Below are 21,584 nucleotides of genomic sequence, written 5' to 3'. Positions count from 1 at the left end.
GTGTACCGAGCGTGTCCGGCAGCGCGAGCTCCCTCATCTGTCCGGCAACCCCTGAGGAATCGGGGGTGCGAGAGGAGAACCCATGTCGCTCGACGTCTCACCGGCCCTACTCGAGAAGGCCGAGCGAGGCGAGGTCGACGAAGCCGAATTCGTCGACTGCGTCCGGACCTCCCTGCCCTACGCATGGGAGATGATCAGCTCCCTGGTGGCCCAGCTGAAGGTCGACGGTGGCAACTTCGCCGACAACCAGACGCCCCCGCCGGACGAGCAGGCACGCGGTCAGCTGCTGCGTGCGCTTGCGAGTGACGCGATACGCGGCGCGCTGCAGCGGCACTTCGGTGTGCGGCTGGCCTTCCAGAACTGCCACCGGGTGGCGGTGTTCCCGTTGGACTCCTCTGTCGACGAGACGCTGGTCCGCTTCACCTCGGTGCGCAGTCAGCTGCTGAACCAGTCTCCGGAGTTCCGGGACTGCTGACGCGGCGCCGCTCGCTTGCCGCTCCGTACGCGGGAGGTGCATCAGTACCGGGGCGGCAAGCTCCCGCCGGGCAGGGTTGTTCCGTTTCAGGTCAGATGCGGCAGCACTTCCGCACCCAGCCGCCGTACGTTCTCCTCGGTGGCCGCCAGGTCTCCCGAGCCCTCGACGAGCAGGGCGAAACGGGATACACCCGTCCGCTCGCTGGTCGCCGCGAGGCGGTCGGCGCACAGCCGGGGCGTGCCCACCGGGTGCAGTCCGCAGAGCAGTTCGGTGTAGGCCACCGGATCGCGCATCTGCCGTGCGCGGCCGTCGACCGTGACATGGGCGCCGAGTCCCTGCCTGAGCCAGCCCGGCATCGCCTTCACCAGGGCCTCCACCGCGTCCGTGCGCCGGTCCGCGATCTGGCAGACACCGGCCGACACATGGGGCGCGTCCAGGACCTTCTCCGGCGTGTGTCCGGCGGCCCGCGCCTGCCTGCGCCACAGGGCTACCATCTCCGCCTTCTCCTCGTCCCCGACATGCATCCCGAGCAGCATCGGCAGCCCGCGCTCAGCGGCCAGCCGGACGCTCGCCGGGGAGGTGCAGGCGACGATCACCTCGGGACCCTCCCCTTCCGTGAGCGACTCCGACGGCCGGGGTACGACGGGCACCTCACGGAACCGGAACCGCTCCCCGGACGCCCCGACGCGGGGTTCGCGCAGCCAGCGCACCAGCAGATCGAGTGATTCCGGGAAGCCCTTCTCGTATGCCTCGAGACCCGACCCGAACACCTCCAGGTCGACCCACGGACCGCCGCGCCCCACGCCCAGCGAGAAGCGCCCGCCGCTCGTCATGTGCAGCAGCGCGGCCTGCTCCCCGAGGGCCACGGGGTGCGCCGTGGGCAGCACGCTCACGGCGGTGCCGACCCGGATACGGCGGGTGCGGCCCAGCAGCAGAGCCGCCAGGGTGATCGCCGACGGGCAGGTGCCGTACGGCACGAAGTGGTGCTCTGCCAGCCAGACCGCGTCGAGTCCGGCCTCCTCCGCGACCTCGGCCGAGCGGACCGCGCGGTGCAGCGCCTCCCCCTGGCCCTGCCCCGGGAACTGGGCCGCCAACACGAAACTTCCAACGTGCATGTGCTTTTCCTGCTTCCTTGGCTCCGACACGGAGCTCCCCCACCCGGCATAACCGTCTGACACGTGCCGAGGACACGGCCTGGCGGAGAGATTTGCCGATTGTCTGCAGAATGGGCGTCCCCGAGGGGACTTGGGGGGGTTGGTGCCCTACGCGTACCCCGACGCGTGCCGCGTAGGCTGGACGCGGTCCCTGCTTCCTGTATAGCCCCGTGAGGTGTCCTGTGTCCCCGCGTCGCAACCGACCCAAGGGTTCCGGTTCGTCGGACTCGGCCGGCCGGAGTGCCGAGGACGACCGTTCCGGCCGCTACGGCGGCTTCCAGTCCTCGACGCACTGGCAGGGCGAGGACTGGAACGTCCGGCATGTGGCGGGGGCGAGCGCGCAGGGCAAGTCGTACCGCTGCCCGGGCTGCGACCAGATGATCCCGGACGGCGTCCCGCACGTCGTGGCCTGGCCGGACCACTCGGGTGTCGACGAGCGCAGACACTGGCACAAGGCCTGCTGGAACGCGCGGGACCGCCGCACCACGCGGGTGCAGCGGTCCCGTAACGCGCCGAGGTTCTGAGGGACTTACACGTCCCGCTTCTCCAGCAGGGCGAAGGCGGCGGCGAACGCGACGGCCGTCACGCCCAGGATGATCCACAACGGGTCCCAGCCCGAAGGGCCGGTCTCGGTGAGGGAGTTGGAGTAGAACACGCTGAGCTGGTTCGGGATGGAGTACTCGAACAGCGCCTGGCGCACGCCCTCCAGGGACTGCGAGAACATGAACAGCGCGATGACCAGCGGGGCCAGCACGACACCGATCATGATGGTGATCGCGCCCGCGGAGTGCCGGATGATCGAGCCGATGACCAGCGAGAGCAGGCCGAGCAGGGAGATGTAGAGCGAGATGCCGAAGGTGCCCTTCAGCCACTCCTGGCCGGTCGGGGTCCGGGCGTCCAGCAGGGCCACGTCGATCAGGGCGACGACGACGACCGAGACCAGGGTGGTCACGAAGGCGACGGCGAAGAACACGACCGACTTCGCCGCCAGGACCCGGCCGCGGGAGGGACAGGCGACCATCGTCGTACGGATCATGCCGGTGCCGTACTCCGAGGCCGTGGTCAGCACGCCGAGCGTGATGACGCACATATTGCCGAGCAGCAGCCCGAAGAAGCCGAACGACAGCGGGTTCTCGTCCCGCAGACTGTCCTGGGACGCGTTGGCCGCGAGCAGCGCGGCGACCGCGAGGCCGATCCCGACGTTGAGCACGACGAACACGCCCAGCGTCCAGATCGTCGACCGCACCGACCGGATCTTCGTCCACTCCGACGCGATGGCGTGCCCGAGGTGCGTGCGCACGACGGGGATCGGCGAGGTGTAACCGGTGTACGACGGCCCGCCCGCCGGCTGCCGGTTCGGCACGGCGGCCTGGGCCTGCGGCATCGAAGGCTGCGGGGTGCTCATCGGGCGTCCTCGGGCTGGGTCGGGGCGGATCCCTGCGGGGCAGGAACGGCGGTCGGGGCGGTCGCGGGTGGCGCCTGCTGCGGTGCCGGTGCCGGTGCCGGTGCGGCGGCCGGGGGCTGGGCGTACGGATTGGGCGCAGCCGCGCCGGGAGCGCCGTACGGGGCCGTCTGCGGCTGGCCCTGCGGGCCCGCGAAGGGCTGCTGGCCGCCCTGCTGGGGCGGCGGCGGGGCGTACCAGTCCGGCTGGCCCTGGCCCGGGACCGGCACGGGGGGCTGCGCGCCCGGCGGCAGGGGCTGCATCAGCCCCGCCTTCTGGTCGATGGTGGACCGGTAGTCCACCGCGCCCTGCGTCATCCGCATGTACGCCTCCTCCAGCGAGGCCTGGTGCGGCGACAGCTCCCACAGGCGTACGTCCGTGTCGTGCGCGATGTCGCTGATGCGGGGCAGGGGCAGCCCGGTCACGCGCAGCGCGCCGTCCTGCTCCGGCAGGACGTGCCCGCCCGCCTCGGTGATCGCGGCCGACAGCTTCTCGCGCAGCTGCGGCTCGGTGTCGGGCGTCCGCACGCGCGCGAAGCCCGCGGAGTTCGCGGCGATGAAGTCCTGGATGCTCATGTCGGCGAGCAGCTGCCCGCGCCCGATGACGATGAGATGGTCCGCGGTCAGCGCCATCTCGCTCATCAGGTGGGAGGAGACGAAGACCGTACGGCCCTCCGCGGCCAGCGCCTTCATCAGGTTGCGCACCCACAGGATGCCCTCGGGGTCCAGCCCGTTGACCGGCTCGTCGAAGAGCAGCACCTGAGGATCGCCGAGCAGCGCGGCCGCGATGCCGAGCCGCTGGCCCATGCCGAGCGAGAAGCCCCTGGAACGCTTCCTGGCCACGTCCTGGAGACCGACCACCCCCAGCACCTCGTCCACCCGGCGGGCCGGGATCCCGGACAGCTGGGCCAGGCACAGCAGGTGGTTACGGGCCGCCCGCCCGCCGTGCACGGCCTTGGCGTCGATCAGCGCACCGACCTGCCGGGCCGCGTTCGGCAGCCTGCGATACGGGTAGCCGCCGATCGTCACCTGCCCCGAGGTGGGGTTGTCCAGCCCGAGGATCATCCGCATGGTCGTCGACTTGCCCGAGCCGTTGGGGCCCAGGAAGCCGGTGACGGTGCCGGGACGCACCTGGAAGGAAAGGTTGTACACAGCGGTCTTGTCGCCGTAGCGCTTGGTCAGGCCGACTGCCTCGATCATGCTCCGCACCCATCGCAAGGTTCAGGACAGCGGGGCACACGCCCCCCGTAAGGGTTAGGAGCTTATCGGGACGCTGACGGTTCCGCTCAAATGAAAGCAAAGGCTCTTCAGGTCACGCGTCCCGCTTCTTCAACAGGACATAACCGCCGATCAGTGCCGCCGCCACCCACAGCGCCATGATCCCGAGCCCGCCCCAGGGGCCGTAGGGGCTGTCGTCGTCGATCGGGGTGACCACCTGCATGATCTTGCTGCCGGCCTGGTCGGGCAGGAACCGGCCGATCTTCTTCGTCGCCGAGACGTTGCCCAGGATGTTGGAGATCAGGAAGAAGAACGGCATCAGGATGCCCAGCGACAGCATCGGCGAGCGCAGCATCGCGGCGACGCCCATCGAGAACATCGCGATGAGGGTCATGTAGACGCCGCCGCCGATCACGGCACGCAGTACGCCGGGGTCACCGATCTCCGCCCGGTGCGAGCCGAGCATCGCCTGTCCCAGGAAGAAGGTGAGGAAGCTGGTGACGAGGCCGACGGCGAGGCAGAGCCCGGTCGCCACCGCGATCTTGCCGGCCAGGAAGGTGCCGCGCTGCGGTACGGCGGCCAGCGAGGTGCGGATCATGCCGGTGCTGTACTCGTTGGAGACGACGAGCACCCCGAACACGATCATCGCGAGCTGTCCGAGGCTCATCCCGGCGAAGCTGATGAACGTCGGGTCGAAGGAGAGCTTGTCCTCGCGGCTCATGTTGTCGAACTCGTTCTTCGACAGGGCCGAGATCAGGACGCCGAGCCCGATGGTGACGACCACGGCGAGGGAGAGCGTCCACACCGTGGAGGCCACCGAACGGATCTTGGTCCACTCGGAGCGGATGACCTGGGTCGCCGCCATGGTCAGTTCCCCTTCCAGCCGTCGCCCCACTGCTGCGGTGGCACGTCGGCGGGTGTGTCGGTGTGGGCGTGGTACTCGACCGACTCCGCGGTCAGCTGCATGAACGCCTCCTCCAGGGAGGCTTGTTGGGGGCTCAGTTCGTGCAGCACGATCTGGTGCTGGGCGGCCAGCTCGCCGATGTACTCGGACTTGCTGCCGTCGACCTCCAGCGTGCCGTTGCCGGTCTCCACGACGGTGACCCCGGCCGCGTGCAGCACGTCGAGCAGGCGCTCGCGCTGCGGGGTGCGGATACGGACGTAGGACCGCGAGTTCTGCGCGATGAAGTCGGCCATGGAGGTGTCGGCGAGCAGCCGCCCCTGGCCGATGACGACGAGGTGGTCGGCGGTCAGCGCCATCTCGCTCATGAGGTGGGAGGAGACGAAGACCGTACGGCCCTGCGCGGCAAGGGACTTCATCAGATTGCGGATCCAGTGGATGCCTTCGGGGTCGAGCCCGTTGACCGGCTCGTCGAACATCAGGATCCGCGGGTCACCGAGCAACGCGCCCGCGATGCCGAGCCGCTGGCCCATACCGAGCGAGAAGCCCTTGGCCTTCTTCTTCGCCACCGCGGTGAGACCGACGGTGTCGAGGACCTCGTCCACCCGCTTCCTCGGGATGCCGTTGCTCTGCGCGAGGCACAGCAGGTGGTTGAAGGCACTGCGGCCGCCGTGCATGGCCTTGGCGTCCAGCAGCGCGCCGATGTACTTGAAGGGGTCCTTGAGCTGGTCGTAGTGCTTGCCGTCGATGCGGACGTCCCCGGCGGTGGGCCGGTCCAGTCCCAGCATCATGCGCATGGTGGTCGACTTGCCGGCGCCGTTGGGACCGAGGAAGCCCGTGACGATGCCCGGTCTGACGGTGAAGGTCAGGTTGTTGACCGCCACCTTCTCGCCGTACCGCTTCGTCAGGCCCGTCAGCTCGATCATGCGGTCCACGCTATGGGTGGGGGTCGGCAGATGCCAATCGTGCGGGCAAACGGAGACCGACGGGAAAGGCAAAAATATCCCAGCCGTCGACCGGGGGAACGCCCACGACGGCCGCCGGCCCGCGGACACGCCAAAGGCCCGCACCTGTCGGGGGAGAAGGTGCGGGCCCTTGATGCCGTCAGGCGGTGTTACCGGGACTGCTGCGCCGGAACCCCGCGGGAGATCGGCTCGTCGTCGGCCGGGGAGCCGGCGGCGGCCACCGCGGCGCCCGTGAGCGTGGCGAGCATCTCGCGCACGTTCGTCAGCTGGGCGTTGATCGAGTCGCGACGGTTCGTCAGAGCCGCCAGCTCGCGCTCGGATTCCGAACGGATGCGGTCGGCCTTGGCGTTGGCGTCCGCCACGATGTCCTCCGCCTGGCGCTGCGCGGTCTCCACCGTCTGGCGGGCACGGCGCTCGGCGTCGGTGCGCAGCTTCTCGGCCTCCAGGCGCAGCTGCTCCGCGCGGTGCTCGATCTCCGCGAGACGCTTCTCCGCCTTCTGCTGACGCGAGGCCAGGTCGCGCTCGGACTGCTCCCGCCGCTTGGCGAGGTTCGTCTCGAAGTCGGCGGCGGCCTGCGCGGCCTTGGCGCGGGTCTCCTCGAAGAGGGCGTCCGCCTCCTCACGCTTGGACTGCGCGTCCTTCTGAGCCTCGGAACGCAGCTGGGACGCGTCGCTCTTGGCCTTCTCGACGATCCGGACGCCCTCGTCCTCGGCCTTGGACTTGCGCTCCGCAGCGAACGATTCTGCGTCGTTGCGAACCTGCTGGGCCGCCGACTCGGCGAGTTCGCGGTGCTGCTCGGCCGCGCGACGGGCCTCCTCGCGCAGGTCCTTGGCCTCCTCCTCGGCGAGGCGGAGGATCTTCTCGACACGCGCGCCGAGACCGGCGTACGACGGCTCGGCGTCGGACACCTGGGCCTGAGCGTTCTGCGTCTCGAGGTGGAGCTCCTCGATGCGCTTTTCCAGGGCGGTGATGCGGGAGAGAGCGCTGTCACGGTCGGAGACGAGCTTGGAGATCCGTTCGTCCACCTGAGCGCGGTCGTACCCACGCCGCACAAGCTCGAAGCCGTAGGGGGAAGTGTCGCTCATGGGGTTCCTGTCAAATGAGACCGGTGAGGTGATAGGGGGAATCCTAGGGGCCGAAGCGGTGTGTCATCGAGCGGATACGTGTTTGATCTGGAGAATGACACCCCTTTTGAGTGGCTAACCGTTGGACGGCTTGCCAAAAACTTGGTCAAAGGCCCCAGATGGCACCGCATTCCGACCAGTCGGTCAGCTGTCCGACGGCTTACCCGAACGAGGGGCGCCGACCGTGGCGCCCGCCTTGACGCCGCCGTCCTTGCCCGCCGTCGGGGCCTCGAAGGACTCCAACGCCTCCAGGACGTCCTGGACACGGGAGATCTCGGTGTTGATGTCCTCGCGGCGGCGGACGAGGACCTCGAGCTCGCGCTTGCCCTCCTCGACCGTGCGCCTCGCCTCACGGATCGCCTCGGCCTTGAGCTCCTCGGCCTCCCGGACCAGCGTGGCCTTCTTCTGCTCGGCCTCCTTCAGGAGCCCCTCGGCCTTCTTGACCGCGGCGATGCGCACCTTGCCGGCCTCCGAATTGGCCTCCGAGACCAGCTCCTTGGCCTTCGCCTGCGCCTTCGCGAGCTGCTCCTCCGCGGCCTTGATGAGCGCGTCGCAGCGGTCGCCGGTCGACTTCATGGTCTCCGCGGCCTCACGGCGGGCCCGCTCGTGCAGCGCCTCGATCTCGCCCGTGATCCGGTCGCGCAGCTCCTCCGCGCGCTCCCTTATGGCGGTGGCGTCCCGACGCGCGCCGACGAGCAGCTCGTCCGCGTCCGTACGGGCCTTCTCCACGCGTGCGTTGCCCTCGACCGTGGCCTCGGACACCAGCCGGTCGGCCTCCGTGCGGGCCGCGCCCACCATGGTGTCGGCCTGTGCCTCCGCGTCGGCGGTGGTCTTGAGCGCCTGTTGCTGCGCCTCGGTGAGCAGCTTGTCCGCCTCGGCGGCGGTCTCCGTGATGAGCGTGTCGACCTGCTCGGCCGCCTCGGAACGCCGCTTGTTGGCTTCCTTGCGGGCCTCGTCGAGGGTGCGATCGGCCTCCGCGCGCGCGGAGTTGACCAGCTCCTCGGCCGCGGCCGCCGCGTCCGCCCTGACCCGCTCGGCCTCGCTGCGGATCCGCTCCGCGTGCCGCTGCGCCTGTCCGACCGTCTCGGCGGCCTCGGCCCGCAGCCGCTCCGCGTCCCCGGCGGCCTCGCCGATCAACTGCTCGGCCTTGGCGACCGACTCCGCGCGTACCCGCTCCGCCTCGGCGACCGTCTCCGTGCGCAGCCGGTCGGTGTCGGTGATGGTCTCCTCGGTGAGCCGCTCCGCCTCGCTGCGCGCCTCGGTGATGAGGGTGTCGGCCTGCCTCGCCGCGTCCGAGCGGATGCGGTTGGCGTCCTCGCGGGCGTCCGCCCGGGTGCGGGAGGCGTCCTGGTCGGCCTGGGCGATCGCGTCCGAGGCCTCGGTGCGCGCCCGCTGGGCGTACTCGGCCGACTCGGACCTGAGCCGCTCCGCCTCCGCGATCGCCTCCGACACGGTGCGCTCGGCAAGGGACTTGGCGGCGTCGGTCTCCTCGGCGGCCTCGCGCCGGATCCGGGCCGCGTCCTCGCTGGCCCGCTCCCGCTCCGAGTAGGCGTCCGAGCGGACCCGGTCCGCCTCCTCCTGGGCCTCGCGCCGGGTGCGGTCCGCCACGTGCTCGGCGGCTGAGCGCAGCCCGGTGATCTCCTCCTGCGCCTGCTCGTGCAGTCCGGCGACCGAGTCGCGCACCTGCTGGGCGTGCTGCTCGGCGGCCGACACCATCTCGGTGGCCCGCCGGTCCGCCTCCTCGACCAGCCGTACGGCCTCGGCCTGGGCCTCCTCCACGCGGTTGCGTGCCGAGGCCAGCAGCTCCTCGCTCTGCTCGCGGGCCCGCTCACGCTCCTGATCGGCCTCCTGGCGGGCCGAGCCGAGGTACTCCTCAGCCTCACGGCGGCGCCGGTTGGCCTCATCCTGGGCGGCGGCCAGCGTCTCGGACGCCTCGGTGGCGAGCCGCTCGGCGGCGGCCTGCGCCTCCGCACGGACCCGGTCCGCGGTGTCCTGGGCCTCGGTCTTGAGGCGCTCCGCCTCGGCGGCGGCCTCGGAACGCAGCCGTACGGCGACGGCCTCGCCCTCGGCGCGGGAGGCGGACGCGTCGGACGCGGCCTCGGTGCGCAGCCGGTCGGCCTCCGCCTCGGCCTGCTGCTGGAGGGTGCGGATCCGCTCGGCGGCCTCGGCGCGCAGCCGGTCGGACTCCTCGGCGGCCTCGCGGCGGATCCGCGCGGCCTCCTCACGGGCCTCGGTCAGGGCCCGCTCGGCGGCGGCCAGACGCTCCTCGGCCTCGGTGCGCAGCCGGGTCAGTTCGTCGGCGGCCTCGGCACGGCGTGCCTCTATGGCCCGCTCGGTCTCCTCGCGCAGTTCGAGGGCGGCGCGCTCGGCGGCGGCTGCGATCTCCTCGGACAGTTCGACGGCCTCGGCGCGCTGCCGCTCGGCCTCGTTGCGGGTGCGCTCCAGGGTTTCCTCGGCCTGCCGGCGCAGCGTGGTGGCGCGCTCGATGGCCTCGGTGCGGACCTTCTCGCTGTCCGTGGTGGCGCTCTGGCGCAGCTCGTCGGCGTCCGCCTTGGCCTTGGAGAGCAGCTCCTCGGCGGTCTTGGCGGCCTCCTCGATCTGCTGGACGGCCTCCTTGCGGGCCTCCGCGCGGATCTTCTCGCCCTCGGCGACCGCGTCGGCGCGCAGCTGCTCGGCCTCGCCGCGCAGCCGGCGGGCCTCCTCCTGCAGCTCGACCGTCTTGGCGCGGTACTCCTTGGTGTCGTCCTTCGCCGTGCCCTTGAGCTGTTCGGCGATGTCGTGCGCCTCGGCGCGCAGCCGGTCCGCCTCGGTCTCCGCCTCGCGACGGATCCGCTCGGCCTCCTCGGCGGCGGCCTTGGTGGTCCGCTGTGCGTCCTCCTGCGCCTTGTTGAGGACGTCCTCTGCGGTCTTGGCCGCCTTGGACAGCTGGGTCGCGCTCTCCTCGGCGGTGAGCGTGCGGGCCTTCTCTGCGGCCTCGGTGACGATCTTCTCGGCCTCGGCGCGGGCGTCCGCGACGATCTGCTCGGCGGCCTCCTTGGTCGCCTCGGCCTCCTGGCTGGCCTCGGTGACCAGCCGGGCGACCTGCTCCTTGGCCGTACGGGTGCGCTGTTCGTTGGCCGACTCCGCGCTCGCGAGCGTCTTCTCGGCGGCCGACTTGGCCTCGGTGAGCACCTTCTCGGCCTCGGCCTGCGCCTTGCGCAGCGCCTCCTCGGCCTCCGCCATCCGCTGTTCGGCGGCCCGGCTCAGCTCGGTGGCCTGGCGGCGGGCGCTGTCCGACTCGGTCGCGGTGGAGGTGCGCAGCTGCTCGGCGTGGTCGGTGGCCTCCTGGGCCTGGGTGGAGGCGGCGTCCAGCAGCCGCTCGGCGTCCGCGCGGGCGCGGCGCAGCAGTTGCTCGGCCTCCGCGCGGGCCGCCTCGGCCTCGCTCTGCAGACGCTGGCGGGCCTCGGTGGTGACCCGCTCCGCCTCGGCACGGGCGGCCGCCATGGCCTGCTCGGCCTCGGCGCGGGACTCGTCCAGGAGCCGGCGGGCCTGCGACTCGCTGCGGGCGCGCAGCTGCTCGGCCCACGCCACGTTCTCGTTGACGTGCGACTCGACGGTCTGCCGGCGCTCGGCCAGCTCCTGGTCGAGCTGCTGGCGGCGGGTGACGGCCTCCTGGTGCAGCTCCGCCTGCAGACGCGCGGCCTGTTCGGCGTGCTCCTGGAGGATGCGCTGGGTCTGGGCGCGGACCTGGCTCAGTTCGCGCTCGGCGTCCTGGCGCAACTGGTCGGCCTGGATCTGCGCGTTCCGCAGCAACTGTTCGGCCTGGTAGCCGATGTCACCGCCACCGAATTCGGGCCGGGACATGAGGGTGCGCCGCGCCTCGTGCAACTTGGCGCGCAGCACCTCGACCTGGTAGCCGAGGTCCTCGGCGTGCTGGATCGCCTTTTCCCGCTCGGTCTTCAGCCGATCCATCTCGGCCTCGAACCGAGAGAGGTGGTCGACGTCAGCCGCCGGCTCTCGCTCCTGGCGTTCGTAGCCCCGCACTGCGCGGTCCCATCCGTCCCCTGGTCGCAAGTCTCTCCTGACGAGCCCCGTCCATCCGCCGAACGGGGCCCCCGGGGAATGGTGTCAGATCAACGGCGGAGCATGGGCTGCCGCCCGTCGCTCGTCCCCCGAAACCCGGACCCCGGCTCGGTTCTGCCGCCATGGGCAGGACCCGGTCGCCCTCGGAAGAGCGGCGACCGCCCCCAACCCTACCGGCCCATATGTACGAGGGTCAGTGCTCAGGTGACTCAACAGGCGCCGAAGTGACCAGTTCTGTGAGTACGCCATGGCAATCCTTGGGGTGCAGGAAGGTGATCCGTGACCCCATGGAGCCGCGTCGCGGCTCCTCGTACAGGACGCGTACGCCCTTGTCCTTGATGTCCGCGGCCTCCTGGTCGACGTCCGCCGTACCGAAAGCGATGTGGTGGACGCCCTCGCCGTTCTTGTCCAGCCACTTGGCCACGGTCGAGTCGGGGCGGGTCGGCTCCAGAAGCTGCAGGTAGGAGGCGCCGCCGTCGGAGGTCTCGTTGATCTTGAGCATGGCCTCGCGCACGCCCTGCTCCTCGTTGACCTCGGAGTGGAACACCTCGAAGCCGTAGGTGGCACGGTAGAACTCGACGGTCTTGTCGAGGTCGAAACAGGCGATCCCGATGTGGTCGATTCGCGTCAGCATGTAGTCAGTGCAGCGCTCGCGGAACGGTTACGCAACGTGCGCGCGATCACACCGACGGCCGGGTGACGGCACGGAGTGCCACTCAGTACATTCGAAGTAAACCCTCGTTCACTCCTCGGCAGTGCAGCCGGTAAGGGGATCGCAGCTCATGTCTTCTGCAACTACCTCGGTGATCGTCGCGGGCGCTCGTACGCCCATGGGACGGTTGCTCGGTTCACTGAAGTCCTTCTCCGGAGCCGACCTCGGCGGCTTCGCGATCAAGGCCGCCCTCGACCGTGCGGGGATCGGTGGCGACCAGGTGCAGTACGTCATCATGGGCCAGGTGCTCCAGGCCGGCGCGGGCCAGATCCCGGCCCGCCAGGCCGCCGTCAAGGCCGGTATCCCGATGAGCGTCCCGGCGCTCACCATCAACAAGGTGTGCCTGTCGGGCCTGGACGCGATCGCGCTGGCCGACCAGCTCATCCGCGCCGGCGAGTTCGACGTGATCGTCGCGGGTGGCCAGGAGTCCATGACCAACGCCCCCCACCTGCTCCCGAAGTCCCGCGAGGGCTTCAAGTACGGGGCGATCGAGATGCTCGACGCCATGGCGTACGACGGTCTCACCGACGCCTTCGAGAACATCGCCATGGGCGAGTCCACCGAGAAGCACAACACCCGCCTCGGCATCCTGCGCCCCGAGCAGGACGAGTTCTCCGCCCTGTCCCACCAGCGGGCCGCCGCCGCGCAGAAGAACGGCGTCTTCGAGGCCGAGATCACCCCCGTCGAGATCCCGCAGCGCAAGGGCGAGCCGGTCGTCTTCAGCAAGGACGAGGGCATCCGCGGCGACACCACCGCCGAGTCGCTCGGCAAGCTGCGCCCCGCGTTCACCAAGGACGGCACCATCACCGCCGGCAGCGCCTCGCAGATCTCGGACGGCGCCGCGGCCGTGGTCGTGATGAGCAAGGCCAAGGCGCAGGAGCTGGGCCTCGAGTGGATCGCCGAGATCGGCGCCCACGGCAATGTGGCGGGCCCGGACAACTCCCTGCAGTCCCAGCCCTCCAACGCGATCCTGCACGCCCTGAAGAAGGAGGGCCTGGAGGTCTCCGACCTCGACCTGATCGAGATCAACGAGGCCTTCGCCGCGGTCGCCGTCCAGTCAATGAAGGACCTCGGCGTATCCACCGAAAAGGTGAATGTGAACGGCGGCGCGATCGCCCTCGGCCACCCCATCGGCATGTCCGGCGCCCGGCTCGTCCTGCACCTCGCCCTGGAGCTCAAGCGGCGCGGCGGCGGTGTCGGCGCGGCCGCCCTGTGCGGTGGCGGCGGTCAGGGTGACGCGCTGGTCGTGCGGGTACCCAAGGCCTGAGTCCCTCTCGGTGAACGGAGCTGTGATGCAGGACGTCTCCTCGCTGGTCGCCCAGGCCAGGGAAGGCCGGCCGCGGGCGGTGGCCCGGCTGATCTCCCTCGTGGAGGGGGCGTCCCCGCAGCTCAGGGAGATCATGGCGACGCTCGCCCCGCTCACGGGCAACGCGTACGTGGTGGGCCTGACGGGGTCGCCCGGGGTGGGCAAGTCAACGTCCACCTCGGCCCTCGTGACCGCCTACCGCAAGCAGGGCAGGAGGGTCGGCGTCCTGGCCGTCGACCCGTCCTCGCCGTTCTCCGGCGGCGCCCTGCTCGGCGACCGGGTGCGCATGTCGGACCACGCCTCCGACCCCGGCGTCTACATCCGTTCCATGGCGACCCGCGGCCACCTCGGCGGCCTCGCCTGGGCCGCCCCGCAGGCCATCCGGGTCCTGGACGCGGCAGGCTGCGACGTGATCCTGGTCGAGACGGTCGGCGTCGGTCAGTCGGAGGTGGAGATCGCCTCCCAGGCGGACACCTCCGTGGTGCTGCTCGCCCCGGGCATGGGCGACGGCATCCAGGCCGCCAAGGCCGGAATCCTGGAGATCGGCGACGTCTACGTCGTCAACAAGGCCGACCGCGACGGCGCCGACGCCACCGCCCGCGAACTCAACCACATGCTGGGCCTGGGCGAGTCCCGGGCGCCCGGCGACTGGCGTCCGCCGATCGTCAAGACGGTCGCCGCCCGCGCGGAGGGCGTCGACGAGGTCGTGGAAGCCCTGGAGAAGCACCGCGCCTGGATGGAGGAGCACGCTGTCCTCGCCGAGCGCCGCCGCGCCCGCGCCGCCCACGAGGTCGAGACGATCGCCGTCACCGCCCTGCGCGAACGCATCGGCGACCTCAAGGGGGACCGGCGCCTGGACGCCCTCGCGGAGCGGATCGTCTCCGGCGAGCTGGACCCCTACCGGGCGGCGGACGAACTGGTGGAGGGGCTCACACAGGGCTGAGCCCTTGGCGGGCGGCCACACCGCATGCTCGCCGCACAGCGGACGACTCAGGCCTTGTCGCCGTCGTCGTCGCGGTCCTGGGTGACCTTGCCCGAGTCGAGGGCGACCTTCCACTCGCTGTGCTTGCCGTCCTTCGCGGTGTCCACGCTCCAGGCCACGGTGCCGTTGTCGTCGTCGAGGCCGACCTCGGTCACCGTGCCCTTCGCGGCGGCGGCCAGCGCGGCCTCGCGGGCGTCGGTGTGCGCGCCCTTGACCGCTGCGAGTTCGGCGCGGTCCTCGGCGTCCTTGTCGTCGTCGGTGTCGCGCTGGGCGCCGAGCACCTTGCCGGAGTCCGGGGCGACCCGTACGTCGTACTCGGTGCCGTCGCCCTTCACGACGGTCACCTCCCACGCGTCGGCGCCGTCGTCGTCCAGGCCGGCGGAGAGGGCGGTGCCCGGGGTGTGCCTCAGGGTGGCTGCGATCGCCTCCGCGGCCGACCGGACGCTCGTGTTCGCCTGGCGCTGCGTCGCCGTCGCGTCGTCGTGCCCGGCCGCGAAGGCCGCGACGGTGCCGCCGGTGGCCAGGGCGGCGGCGGTGAGGGTGGCGATGACGATGTTGCGCTTCATGGGGATTCCTCCAGAGCCGGTCTGCTTCGTTCTGCCTCGTTCGCTTTCGACGACGACCAAGCTGCCCGAGGCGAGCTGAAGCGGGCCTGAAGTCCCCTGAAGGCGCCTTCAGGTTCGCTTTGCGAGGCTGTACGCATGCGCCCGCCCGTCGCCCACCACCACCCTGCTCGAGACGCTGCGCGTCGCCCCTTCCGATTCTTGATCGTCGAGGACGAGAAACGACTCGCCCTGTCCCTCGCCAAGGGCCTCACCGCCGAGGGCTACGCCGTCGACGTCGTCCACGACGGCCGGGAGGGGCTGCACCGGGCCGGCGAGGGGTCGTACGACCTGGTGATCCTCGACATCATGCTGCCCGGCCTCAACGGCTACCGGGTCTGCGCCGCCCTGCGCGCCGCCGGCCACGAGGTGCCGATCCTGATGCTCACCGCGAAGGACGGCGAGTACGACGAAGCCGAGGGCCTGGACACCGGCGCGGACGACTACCTGACCAAGCCCTTCTCCTACGTCGTCCTCGTGGCCCGTATCAAGGCCCTGCTGCGGCGGCGCGGGAACGGCACCGGGGCCTCGCCGGTGCTGGAGACCGGGGCACTGAGAATCGACACCGCCGCCCGCCGGGTCTTCCTCGACGGCACCGAAGTCACCCTCACCGCCAAGGAGTTCTCGGTCCTGGAGCAGCTCGCGGTGCGGGCCGGGGAGGTGGTCTCCAAGGCGCAGATCCTGGAGCACGTCTGGGACTTCGCGTACGACGGCGATCCCAACATCGTCGAGGTGTACGTCAGCACCCTGCGCCGGAAGCTGGACGCGGGCCTCATCCGGACGGTCCGCGGTGCCGGGTACCGCCTGGAGGCCGGGAGATGAGGCGGCTGTTCGGCTCGGTCCGGGCGCGGGCCACGCTGGCCGCGACCGCGGTGGTCGCCGTGGCCCTGGTCGCCGCGGGCGCCGTGGTCCTGCTGTCGCTGCGCAGCAACCTCGCCGGGCAGGCGGACACGGCCGCCGACGGCGCCGCCCGCAACGTGGCGTCGCAGATCGCGCAGGGCGTGCCGTACCGGGAGCTGGACCTCGACGAGGACCACCCGGTCCAGGCGGTCGACCGAGACGGGCGGGTGCTCGCGGTGAGCGAGGACCTGGAGGCGGTCAGCGGCACCGGGAGCCCGGGCGTCACCCCCGTTCCGGGCGCCGACGCCGGGCGGGACGGCGACGAGGACCACTCCGAGGCCGGTGAGGTCGGGCAGGTCACCTGGCACGGGCAGGGCCGGGCCGCCGTGGACGGCGAGAGCGTCGCCTATCGGTTCGCCCAGGTCGAGGTCACGGACCGGAGCGACAGGACGGTCCGGGTGTACGCCGGTGCCTCCCTCCAGGCCCAGCAGGACGCCGTGCACACGGCCGCCACGGTCATGCTCGTCGGCCTGCCCCTGCTGCTCGCCGTGGTCGCCTGGGTGACCTGGACGGTCACGCGCCGAGCCCTTCGCCCGGTCGAGGCCATCCGGGGCGAAATGGCGGCGATCACCGCCTCCGAGGATCTCGCCCGCCGCGTCCCGGTGCCGGACACCCATGACGAGGTGGCCCGCCTCGCCCGCACCACCAACGAGACGCTGGCCGCGCTGGAGACCTCCGTCGAGCGCCAGCGCCGGTTCGTCGCCGACGCCTCGCACGAGCTGCGCAGCCCCGTCGCCTCGCTGCGGACCCAGCTGGAAGTGGCCGCCGCTCATCCGGAGCTGCTGGACCTGGAGGGGGCGGTCGAGGACACCGTACGGCTGCAGCGCCTCGCCGCGGACCTGCTGTTGCTGGCCCGGCTGGACGCGGGGGAGCGGCCGCAGAACACGCGGTTCGACCTCGCCGGAGTGGTCCGGGAGCAGGCGGCGGGCCGGACGGACGTCACCGTCGAGGCCGAGGGCGTGGAAGTGGCCGGATCCCGGGGGCAGGTGGAGCGGCTGCTGGCCAATCTCCTCGACAACGCCCAGCGGCACGCCCGATCGCGGGTCGCCGTGGCCGTACGGAGGGACGGTGGGCGGCACGCGGTGGTCGAGGTCGCCGACGACGGGGACGGGGTGCCGGTGGGGGACCGGGAGCGGATCTTCGAGCGGTTCGTGCGGCTCGACGAGGCGCGGGCGCGGGACGACGGTGGCGCGGGACTGGGGCTCGCTATCGCCCGGGACGTCGCCGCCCGGCACGGCGGCACGCTCACGGTCCGGGACGCGACGGCAGGCGGAGCCCTGTTCGAACTCCGCCTGCCGATCGCCTAGTCCTGTCCCGGTGTCAGGGACGTCCCCGATGCCCGCGCAGGTGCTCCGCGATCGGCTTCAGGGCCTTGTCCAGCTCCGTCAGGGACTCGGGCGACACGAGGTCGATGAAGTGCCTCCGCACAGACGCCACGTGATGGGGCGCGACCTTCTTCATCGTCTCCATGCCGTGCTCGGTCAGCACCGCGTACAGGCCGCGGCGGTCGGACTCGCAGTTCTCGCGCCGGACCAGGTCCGCGTTCTCCATGCGGGTGATCTGGTGCGAGAGCCGGCTCTTGGACTGGAGGGTGGCGGACGCGAGGTCGCTCATCCGCATCCGTACGCCCTCCGACTCGGAGAGATTGACCAGGATCTCGTAGTCGTTCATCGTCAGGCCGAACGGCTGAAGGTCCCGCTCGAGCTGATACGTCAACAGCCTGTTGACCTCCAGGTGGGTGCGCCAAGCGCACTGCTCCGCATCGGTCAGCCAGCGCGTGGCCGTCTCGGTCTCCATGAATGCAGTCTACCTAAAAGGTTGAAAGGCGAACTAATGAGGGTCGTGTGACGGCGTGCACACGTTCGACGTCACACTCCGCAGACTACCGCTCACAGCCCGAAGCGACGCTGGAGGTCCCCCAGCTGTCCGGGAAGGCGCGGTACCCCCGGCTGCTGTGGCTGCCCCGCGGGTGCCCCGTACCCGCCGGGCACTCCGGGCTCGGACGGAACCGCCCCCGTGGCCTGTTCGGCCATCAGGACCTCGGTCGACTGGAGCAGCACGGTGCCGGCCCCCACGAACTCGAACTGGTGCTCCTCCCCGGAGGCCCCGCCGAGGCCCGTCATTGCACGTAGACCGCCCATCAGACCGGCCATGTACCCGTGGTCGTAGTGGTGGCACGGCGAGGGGCAGTCCGCCCAGCCCACAAGCGCTTGCGGGTCCACCCGGATGGGGGGCTCCATGAACACGACGGGGCCGTTGGAGGCGGCCACGAACTTTCCGGTTCCGATGAGAGTCAGGAAGCCCGGCACGATCGACTGCTTGAGCGCGAGACTTGGCTGAAAAGCGAGCAGGTTGCCGGAGCGAATGGTCAGGTTGCCGTCTTCGAGGTCGTACGAATTGACGTCGAAGGCCCGGTCGGCGAGGAGCATCTTGCCCGAGCCCTGCGCCACGACCCAGTCGCTCGCGTGCAGAGGCGAATGGAAGGAAGTACGGATGAGGCCGTCGAGTCGGCCGTGTCCGATGCCGTTGAAATCCATCTGCCCGTAGTAGGCGATCATCTTCCCCTTCTGCAGGAACCACTGGCTCCCCTTGAGCTCCACGCAGAAGGTGTAGTTGTTGACGTTGTCGTCCGACGGCAGCGTCATCGGGTCGTACACGGTGGGGCCCGCGCCCGGGTAGTGGCTCACAGCTTCTCCTCGGACGCCTGGACGTAGACCACGCCGTTCCCGCTGAGTTCCAGCTGGAAGGCCTCGCCGGAGCCCCGGCCCACCATGTCGCGCCAGCCGAGAGCGGTCGACAGCTTGTTGCGGACGTCGCCGTAGTGGGCGACGTAGGCCTGCGGGTCCACGTGGACCGGGCGCTGCGGGGTGATCGGGACCTCGAAGACCCCGCCGTGGGCCATGACGGCCACCGAGCCGTGGCCCTTGAGCGTGGTCGTGAACAGGCCCTGGCCGCTGATCTGGCCGCGCACCATGCCCATGACGCCGCCCTGGGAGCCCATGAACATGGTGCCCTGCTGGAGGGTGCCCTCGAAGGCGAGCAGCCGGTCCGCCTCGACGTACAGGGTGTCGCCGGAGAGGTTGATGACGGTGACGTGGTGGCCGCCGTGCCCGAAGAGCACGGTGCCGCTGCCTTCCACCGTCATCAGGGGCGTGTCCTCGTTGGCCACGCGGCGGCCGATCATCGACATGACGCCGCCCTGGCCGCCCTGGATGTTCGGGGTGAAGGCCACCTCGCCCTTGTACGCCAGCATCGCGCCGCGCTGGCTGAACAGCCGCTGGCCGGGCATCACCGTGGCCTCGACCATCTTGGAGTTGATCTCGCGGAAGGGCATGTCACACATCCCCCGCGATCGTGTTGCGCTCACTGGGCTGGACGTACACCAGACCGTCCCCCTCGAAGCGGATCTGGAAGGCCTCACCGCCGCCCTCACCCATGAACGTGCGGAAGGTCACACCGGACTGGAAGGACTGGCTCAGGTTGCCCTGGTGGGCGACGTAGGCGCCGGGGTCGACGGTCAGCGGGTACTGGCGGCTGACCCGCAGCACGACCGCCGGACCGTCCGACATGATCGCCGCCTGGCCGTGTCCCTCGACCGTGGTCGTGAACAGCCCGTTGCCCTGCGAGGCGCCGCGCAGACCGGTGAAGGACGTGCCCGTCCTCAGGCCGGCGTCGGTCGCGAGCAGGTTGCTCGACTCCACGTACAGCTTGTCCCCCTGGAGACTGACGAGGTTGATCTCCGAGGCCCGGTCCGCGAACCAGCACGTCCCGTGCCCCGACACCTCCATCACGGTCATCTGCTCGCCGGTGATGCGCCGGGTGACCATGCCCCGGATCCCCTCACCACCGCCGCTCATCTTCTTGAACGCCATCTGCCCGTCGTACGCGACCATCGAGCCGTTCTTCGCCTTCACGGCGTCCCCGGTCATGTCGACGGCCAGCACCTTGCTGCCTTGGAGTCGAAACATCGCCACGAGGTGAAGGTAGCTGGCGGCAAGGCCTTCCCGACAGTGCTCGGGGGTGTCGGCGGGGGTCCGTTTTCTGGGTTCGGTGGTCGTTTGTCTGCGGGCCGGTGGGGGCTGGTCGCGCAGTTCCCCGCGCCCCTGGATGCCTGCGGCGGCCCGTTGCGGCCCGGTGGGGGCTTGGGCAGCGCGGGCGGTTCGGTGGTGGGGTCGGGGCCGGGGTGGGGGGTATCCGTCCTCGGTCCGGCGGCAGCTGTCGATCGACATGTACTGGGCAACGGACGCCGGCCGCTGCGGGCGGACACCCCCCACCCCACCCCCTGCCCGCCGCACGCGGCGAACGGCCCGTCCCGCCACCCGGTCCGGCGAACGGCCCGTCGAGGCGCGCGAGGGGCGACAGAGGGCCCGTCCTGGCGAACGGTCCGGCCCGTGGTCTTTTGCGGCGCGCGAGGGGTGGCAGAGGGCTCGTCCTGGCGAACTGTCCGGCCCGTGGTCAGACGGCTCGTCCTGGCGCGCGGTTTGGCCAACGGTTCGTCGTGACGCGTCAGGGATGGCGAACGGCCCGTCCTGGCGCAGGCGACTGCAACCCCCTAGGGGCGCGGGGAACTGCGCGACCAGCCACAACGCACCCGCACCCGCCCGACAACCCCACCCGGCACCCCCCTAGGCGCCCCGCTCCAGCCCAGCGCAGCGGCCACGCGGGGAACTGCGCGACCAGCCACAACGCACCCGCACCCGCCCGACAACCCCACCCGGTACCCTCCGAGGCGCCCCGCCCAAGCCCAGCGCAGCGGCCACGCGGGGAACTGCGCGACCAGCCACAACGCACCTGCACCCGCCCGACAACCCGCCCCGGCACCCTCCGAGGCGCCAAGCCCGGCGCAGCTGCCCGCGACCAGTCACAACGCACCCGCACCCGCCCCCGCCCGACGTGCCCCAAGTCCGGCGACCCCCCGAACAAGGCCCCCCGAACCGTTTGTCACAATGGGCGGACGCTTGTGCGTGCGTTCACAAGTCGTCGACGTACCTCCCACCGAAGGTGACCCGTGGACCTCAAGACAGCCTCCGCCATTCGACGCCTCCGCCTGGTCTCCGCCCCCGAGGCGATCTCGTTCCTGCTCCTGCTCGTCTGCTCGGTGCTGAAGCGGACCACGGACTTCAACGTCGTCCCGGTGATGGGCATGGTCCACGGCGTCCTGTTCATCCTGTACCTGATCTTCTGGCTCGACGCCTGGTTCCGCACCAGGTGGTCCGCGAAGACGGGGATCTGGTACTTCGTCCTCTCCCTGCTGCCCACCGGCGGCTTCTTCGCCGAGCGCAGGCTCAAGCGCGAGGCCGAGGACGCCGTCATCGCCTCCCGTGCCCGCAAGGCGCAGGACGGAGTCGTGAACGCATGATCGTCGCCTTCTCCGTGACCCCCCTCGGGGTCGGTGAGGACGTGGGGGAGTACGTCGCCGACGCGGTGCGCATCGTCCGTGAGTCGGGGCTGCCCAACCGCACCGACGCCATGTTCACCTCGATCGAGGGCGACAGCTGGGACGAGGTCATGGACGTCGTCAAGCGTGCCGTTGCCGCCGTGGAGGCGCGGGCGCCGCGGGTGTCGCTGGTGCTCAAGGCGGACATCCGGCCCGGAGTGACGGACGGTCTGACCTCCAAGGTGGAGACGGTGGAACGGCACCTCGCCGGCTGATCGAGCCCCACCGCGACAGACGAACCCCGGCCCGCGCGGGCCGGGGTTTTCTCGTACCCCGTGATTGAGCGATCGCTCAAAAGCGTGTACC

The 21,584-nt window shown here is 70.9% G+C and carries 21 protein-coding genes; 8 read left to right on the top strand and 13 right to left on the bottom strand.

Annotated features, from left to right (window positions below; genetic code table 11):
* The first annotated feature begins 82 nt into the window (after nucleotides 1–82).
* On the top strand, nucleotides 83–475 hold the full coding sequence (locus ABZT93_RS11875) for an SCO5389 family protein (RefSeq protein WP_007384741.1): 393 nt from the start codon (nucleotides 83–85) through the stop codon (nucleotides 473–475).
* Between the two features lie 86 nt (nucleotides 476–561).
* On the opposite strand, the gene ABZT93_RS11870 is transcribed toward ABZT93_RS11875, so the two are convergent.
* Nucleotides 562–1,590 carry an LLM class flavin-dependent oxidoreductase gene (locus ABZT93_RS11870; RefSeq protein ID WP_356102488.1) on the bottom strand — a complete coding sequence of 343 codons (1,029 nt, stop codon included), beginning with the start codon at nucleotides 1,588–1,590 and terminating at the stop codon, nucleotides 562–564.
* A gap of 221 nt (nucleotides 1,591–1,811) precedes the next feature.
* On the opposite strand from ABZT93_RS11870, the gene ABZT93_RS11865 reads away from it, so the two are divergent.
* Nucleotides 1,812–2,153 (top strand): ATP/GTP-binding protein, encoded by a 342-nt coding sequence (locus tag ABZT93_RS11865; RefSeq protein WP_356102485.1) that lies wholly within the window; start codon nucleotides 1,812–1,814, stop codon nucleotides 2,151–2,153.
* A gap of 5 nt (nucleotides 2,154–2,158) precedes the next feature.
* Here the strand turns inward: ABZT93_RS11865 and ABZT93_RS11860 are convergent, their stop codons facing one another.
* From ABZT93_RS11860 to mce, 7 genes are all read right to left on the bottom strand, one after another.
* Nucleotides 2,159–3,034 carry an ABC transporter permease subunit gene (locus ABZT93_RS11860; RefSeq protein ID WP_356102482.1) on the bottom strand — a complete coding sequence of 292 codons (876 nt, stop codon included), beginning with the start codon at nucleotides 3,032–3,034 and terminating at the stop codon, nucleotides 2,159–2,161.
* Nucleotides 3,031–4,269, bottom strand: a complete 1,239-nt coding sequence (locus ABZT93_RS11855; RefSeq protein WP_356102479.1) for an ABC transporter ATP-binding protein — start codon at nucleotides 4,267–4,269, stop codon at nucleotides 3,031–3,033. Before ABZT93_RS11855 ends, ABZT93_RS11860 begins: the two co-directional genes overlap by 4 nt.
* 112 nt (nucleotides 4,270–4,381) lie before the next feature.
* Nucleotides 4,382–5,152 (bottom strand): ABC transporter permease, encoded by a 771-nt coding sequence (locus ABZT93_RS11850; protein WP_356102476.1) that lies wholly within the window; start codon nucleotides 5,150–5,152, stop codon nucleotides 4,382–4,384.
* 2 nt (nucleotides 5,153–5,154) lie between these two features.
* Entirely contained in the window at nucleotides 5,155–6,114 is a 960-nt protein-coding gene (locus ABZT93_RS11845; RefSeq protein WP_356102474.1) for an ABC transporter ATP-binding protein, read from the bottom strand.
* Nucleotides 6,115–6,302: 188 nt separating this feature from the next.
* Complete coding sequence (locus ABZT93_RS11840) at nucleotides 6,303–7,238, bottom strand: cellulose-binding protein (protein ID WP_037721493.1); 936 nt, start codon at nucleotides 7,236–7,238, stop codon at nucleotides 6,303–6,305.
* Between the two features lie 183 nt (nucleotides 7,239–7,421).
* Nucleotides 7,422–11,300, bottom strand: coding sequence for a polarized growth protein Scy (gene scy / locus ABZT93_RS11835; protein WP_356102921.1), 3,879 nt, complete (start codon nucleotides 11,298–11,300; stop codon nucleotides 7,422–7,424).
* A gap of 232 nt (nucleotides 11,301–11,532) precedes the next feature.
* Nucleotides 11,533–11,973 carry a methylmalonyl-CoA epimerase gene (gene mce, locus ABZT93_RS11830; RefSeq protein ID WP_356102469.1) on the bottom strand — a complete coding sequence of 147 codons (441 nt, stop codon included), beginning with the start codon at nucleotides 11,971–11,973 and terminating at the stop codon, nucleotides 11,533–11,535.
* 148 nt (nucleotides 11,974–12,121) lie between these two features.
* On the opposite strand from mce, the gene ABZT93_RS11825 reads away from it, so the two are divergent.
* On the top strand, nucleotides 12,122–13,318 hold the full coding sequence (locus ABZT93_RS11825; protein WP_356102466.1) for an acetyl-CoA C-acetyltransferase: 1,197 nt from the start codon (nucleotides 12,122–12,124) through the stop codon (nucleotides 13,316–13,318).
* A gap of 25 nt (nucleotides 13,319–13,343) precedes the next feature.
* A complete protein-coding gene (gene meaB, locus ABZT93_RS11820; protein WP_356102463.1) occupies nucleotides 13,344–14,300 on the top strand; it encodes a methylmalonyl Co-A mutase-associated GTPase MeaB in 957 nt (318 codons plus the stop codon).
* 47 nt (nucleotides 14,301–14,347) lie between these two features.
* Here meaB and ABZT93_RS11815 read toward each other — a convergent pair whose 3' ends face one another.
* Nucleotides 14,348–14,905, bottom strand: coding sequence for a PepSY domain-containing protein (locus ABZT93_RS11815; RefSeq protein ID WP_356102460.1), 558 nt, complete (start codon nucleotides 14,903–14,905; stop codon nucleotides 14,348–14,350).
* 198 nt (nucleotides 14,906–15,103) lie between these two features.
* On the opposite strand from ABZT93_RS11815, the gene ABZT93_RS11810 reads away from it, so the two are divergent.
* Together ABZT93_RS11810 and ABZT93_RS11805 are read left to right on the top strand one after the other, a co-directional pair.
* Complete coding sequence (locus ABZT93_RS11810) at nucleotides 15,104–15,763, top strand: response regulator transcription factor (RefSeq protein WP_356102457.1); 660 nt, start codon at nucleotides 15,104–15,106, stop codon at nucleotides 15,761–15,763.
* Entirely contained in the window at nucleotides 15,760–17,148 is a 1,389-nt protein-coding gene (locus ABZT93_RS11805; protein WP_356102454.1) for an ATP-binding protein, read from the top strand. Before ABZT93_RS11810 ends, ABZT93_RS11805 begins: the two co-directional genes overlap by 4 nt.
* Nucleotides 17,149–17,161: 13 nt before the next feature.
* Here ABZT93_RS11805 and ABZT93_RS11800 read toward each other — a convergent pair whose 3' ends face one another.
* The 4 genes from ABZT93_RS11800 to ABZT93_RS11785 all read right to left on the bottom strand — a co-directional run bounded on the left by ABZT93_RS11800 (nucleotide 17,162) and on the right by ABZT93_RS11785 (nucleotide 19,809).
* Nucleotides 17,162–17,638: a MarR family transcriptional regulator gene (locus tag ABZT93_RS11800; RefSeq protein WP_356102451.1), complete on the bottom strand. Its 477-nt coding sequence runs from the start codon at nucleotides 17,636–17,638 to the stop codon at nucleotides 17,162–17,164.
* A gap of 92 nt (nucleotides 17,639–17,730) precedes the next feature.
* Nucleotides 17,731–18,528: an AIM24 family protein gene (locus ABZT93_RS11795; protein WP_356102447.1), complete on the bottom strand. Its 798-nt coding sequence runs from the start codon at nucleotides 18,526–18,528 to the stop codon at nucleotides 17,731–17,733.
* Nucleotides 18,525–19,175 carry an AIM24 family protein gene (locus tag ABZT93_RS11790; RefSeq protein ID WP_356102919.1) on the bottom strand — a complete coding sequence of 217 codons (651 nt, stop codon included), beginning with the start codon at nucleotides 19,173–19,175 and terminating at the stop codon, nucleotides 18,525–18,527. Before ABZT93_RS11790 ends, ABZT93_RS11795 begins: the two co-directional genes overlap by 4 nt.
* 1 nt (nucleotide 19,176) lies before the next feature.
* Nucleotides 19,177–19,809 carry an AIM24 family protein gene (locus tag ABZT93_RS11785; RefSeq protein ID WP_356102916.1) on the bottom strand — a complete coding sequence of 211 codons (633 nt, stop codon included), beginning with the start codon at nucleotides 19,807–19,809 and terminating at the stop codon, nucleotides 19,177–19,179.
* Nucleotides 19,810–20,849: 1,040 nt separating this feature from the next.
* Between ABZT93_RS11785 and ABZT93_RS11780 the strand changes: the two genes are divergently transcribed.
* Both ABZT93_RS11780 and ABZT93_RS11775 read left to right on the top strand, forming a co-directional pair.
* A complete protein-coding gene (locus ABZT93_RS11780) occupies nucleotides 20,850–21,200 on the top strand; it encodes a DUF3817 domain-containing protein (RefSeq protein WP_356102444.1) in 351 nt (116 codons plus the stop codon).
* Nucleotides 21,197–21,493, top strand: coding sequence for an MTH1187 family thiamine-binding protein (locus ABZT93_RS11775; RefSeq protein ID WP_356102441.1), 297 nt, complete (start codon nucleotides 21,197–21,199; stop codon nucleotides 21,491–21,493). Before ABZT93_RS11780 ends, ABZT93_RS11775 begins: the two co-directional genes overlap by 4 nt.
* Nucleotides 21,494–21,584 lie beyond the last annotated feature (91 nt).

The sequence above is a fragment of the Streptomyces sp. NPDC005303 genome (assembly GCF_040607335.1).
Classification (GTDB): domain Bacteria; phylum Actinomycetota; class Actinomycetes; order Streptomycetales; family Streptomycetaceae; genus Streptomyces.
This window is presented reverse-complemented; position numbering and strand designations above follow the sequence as displayed.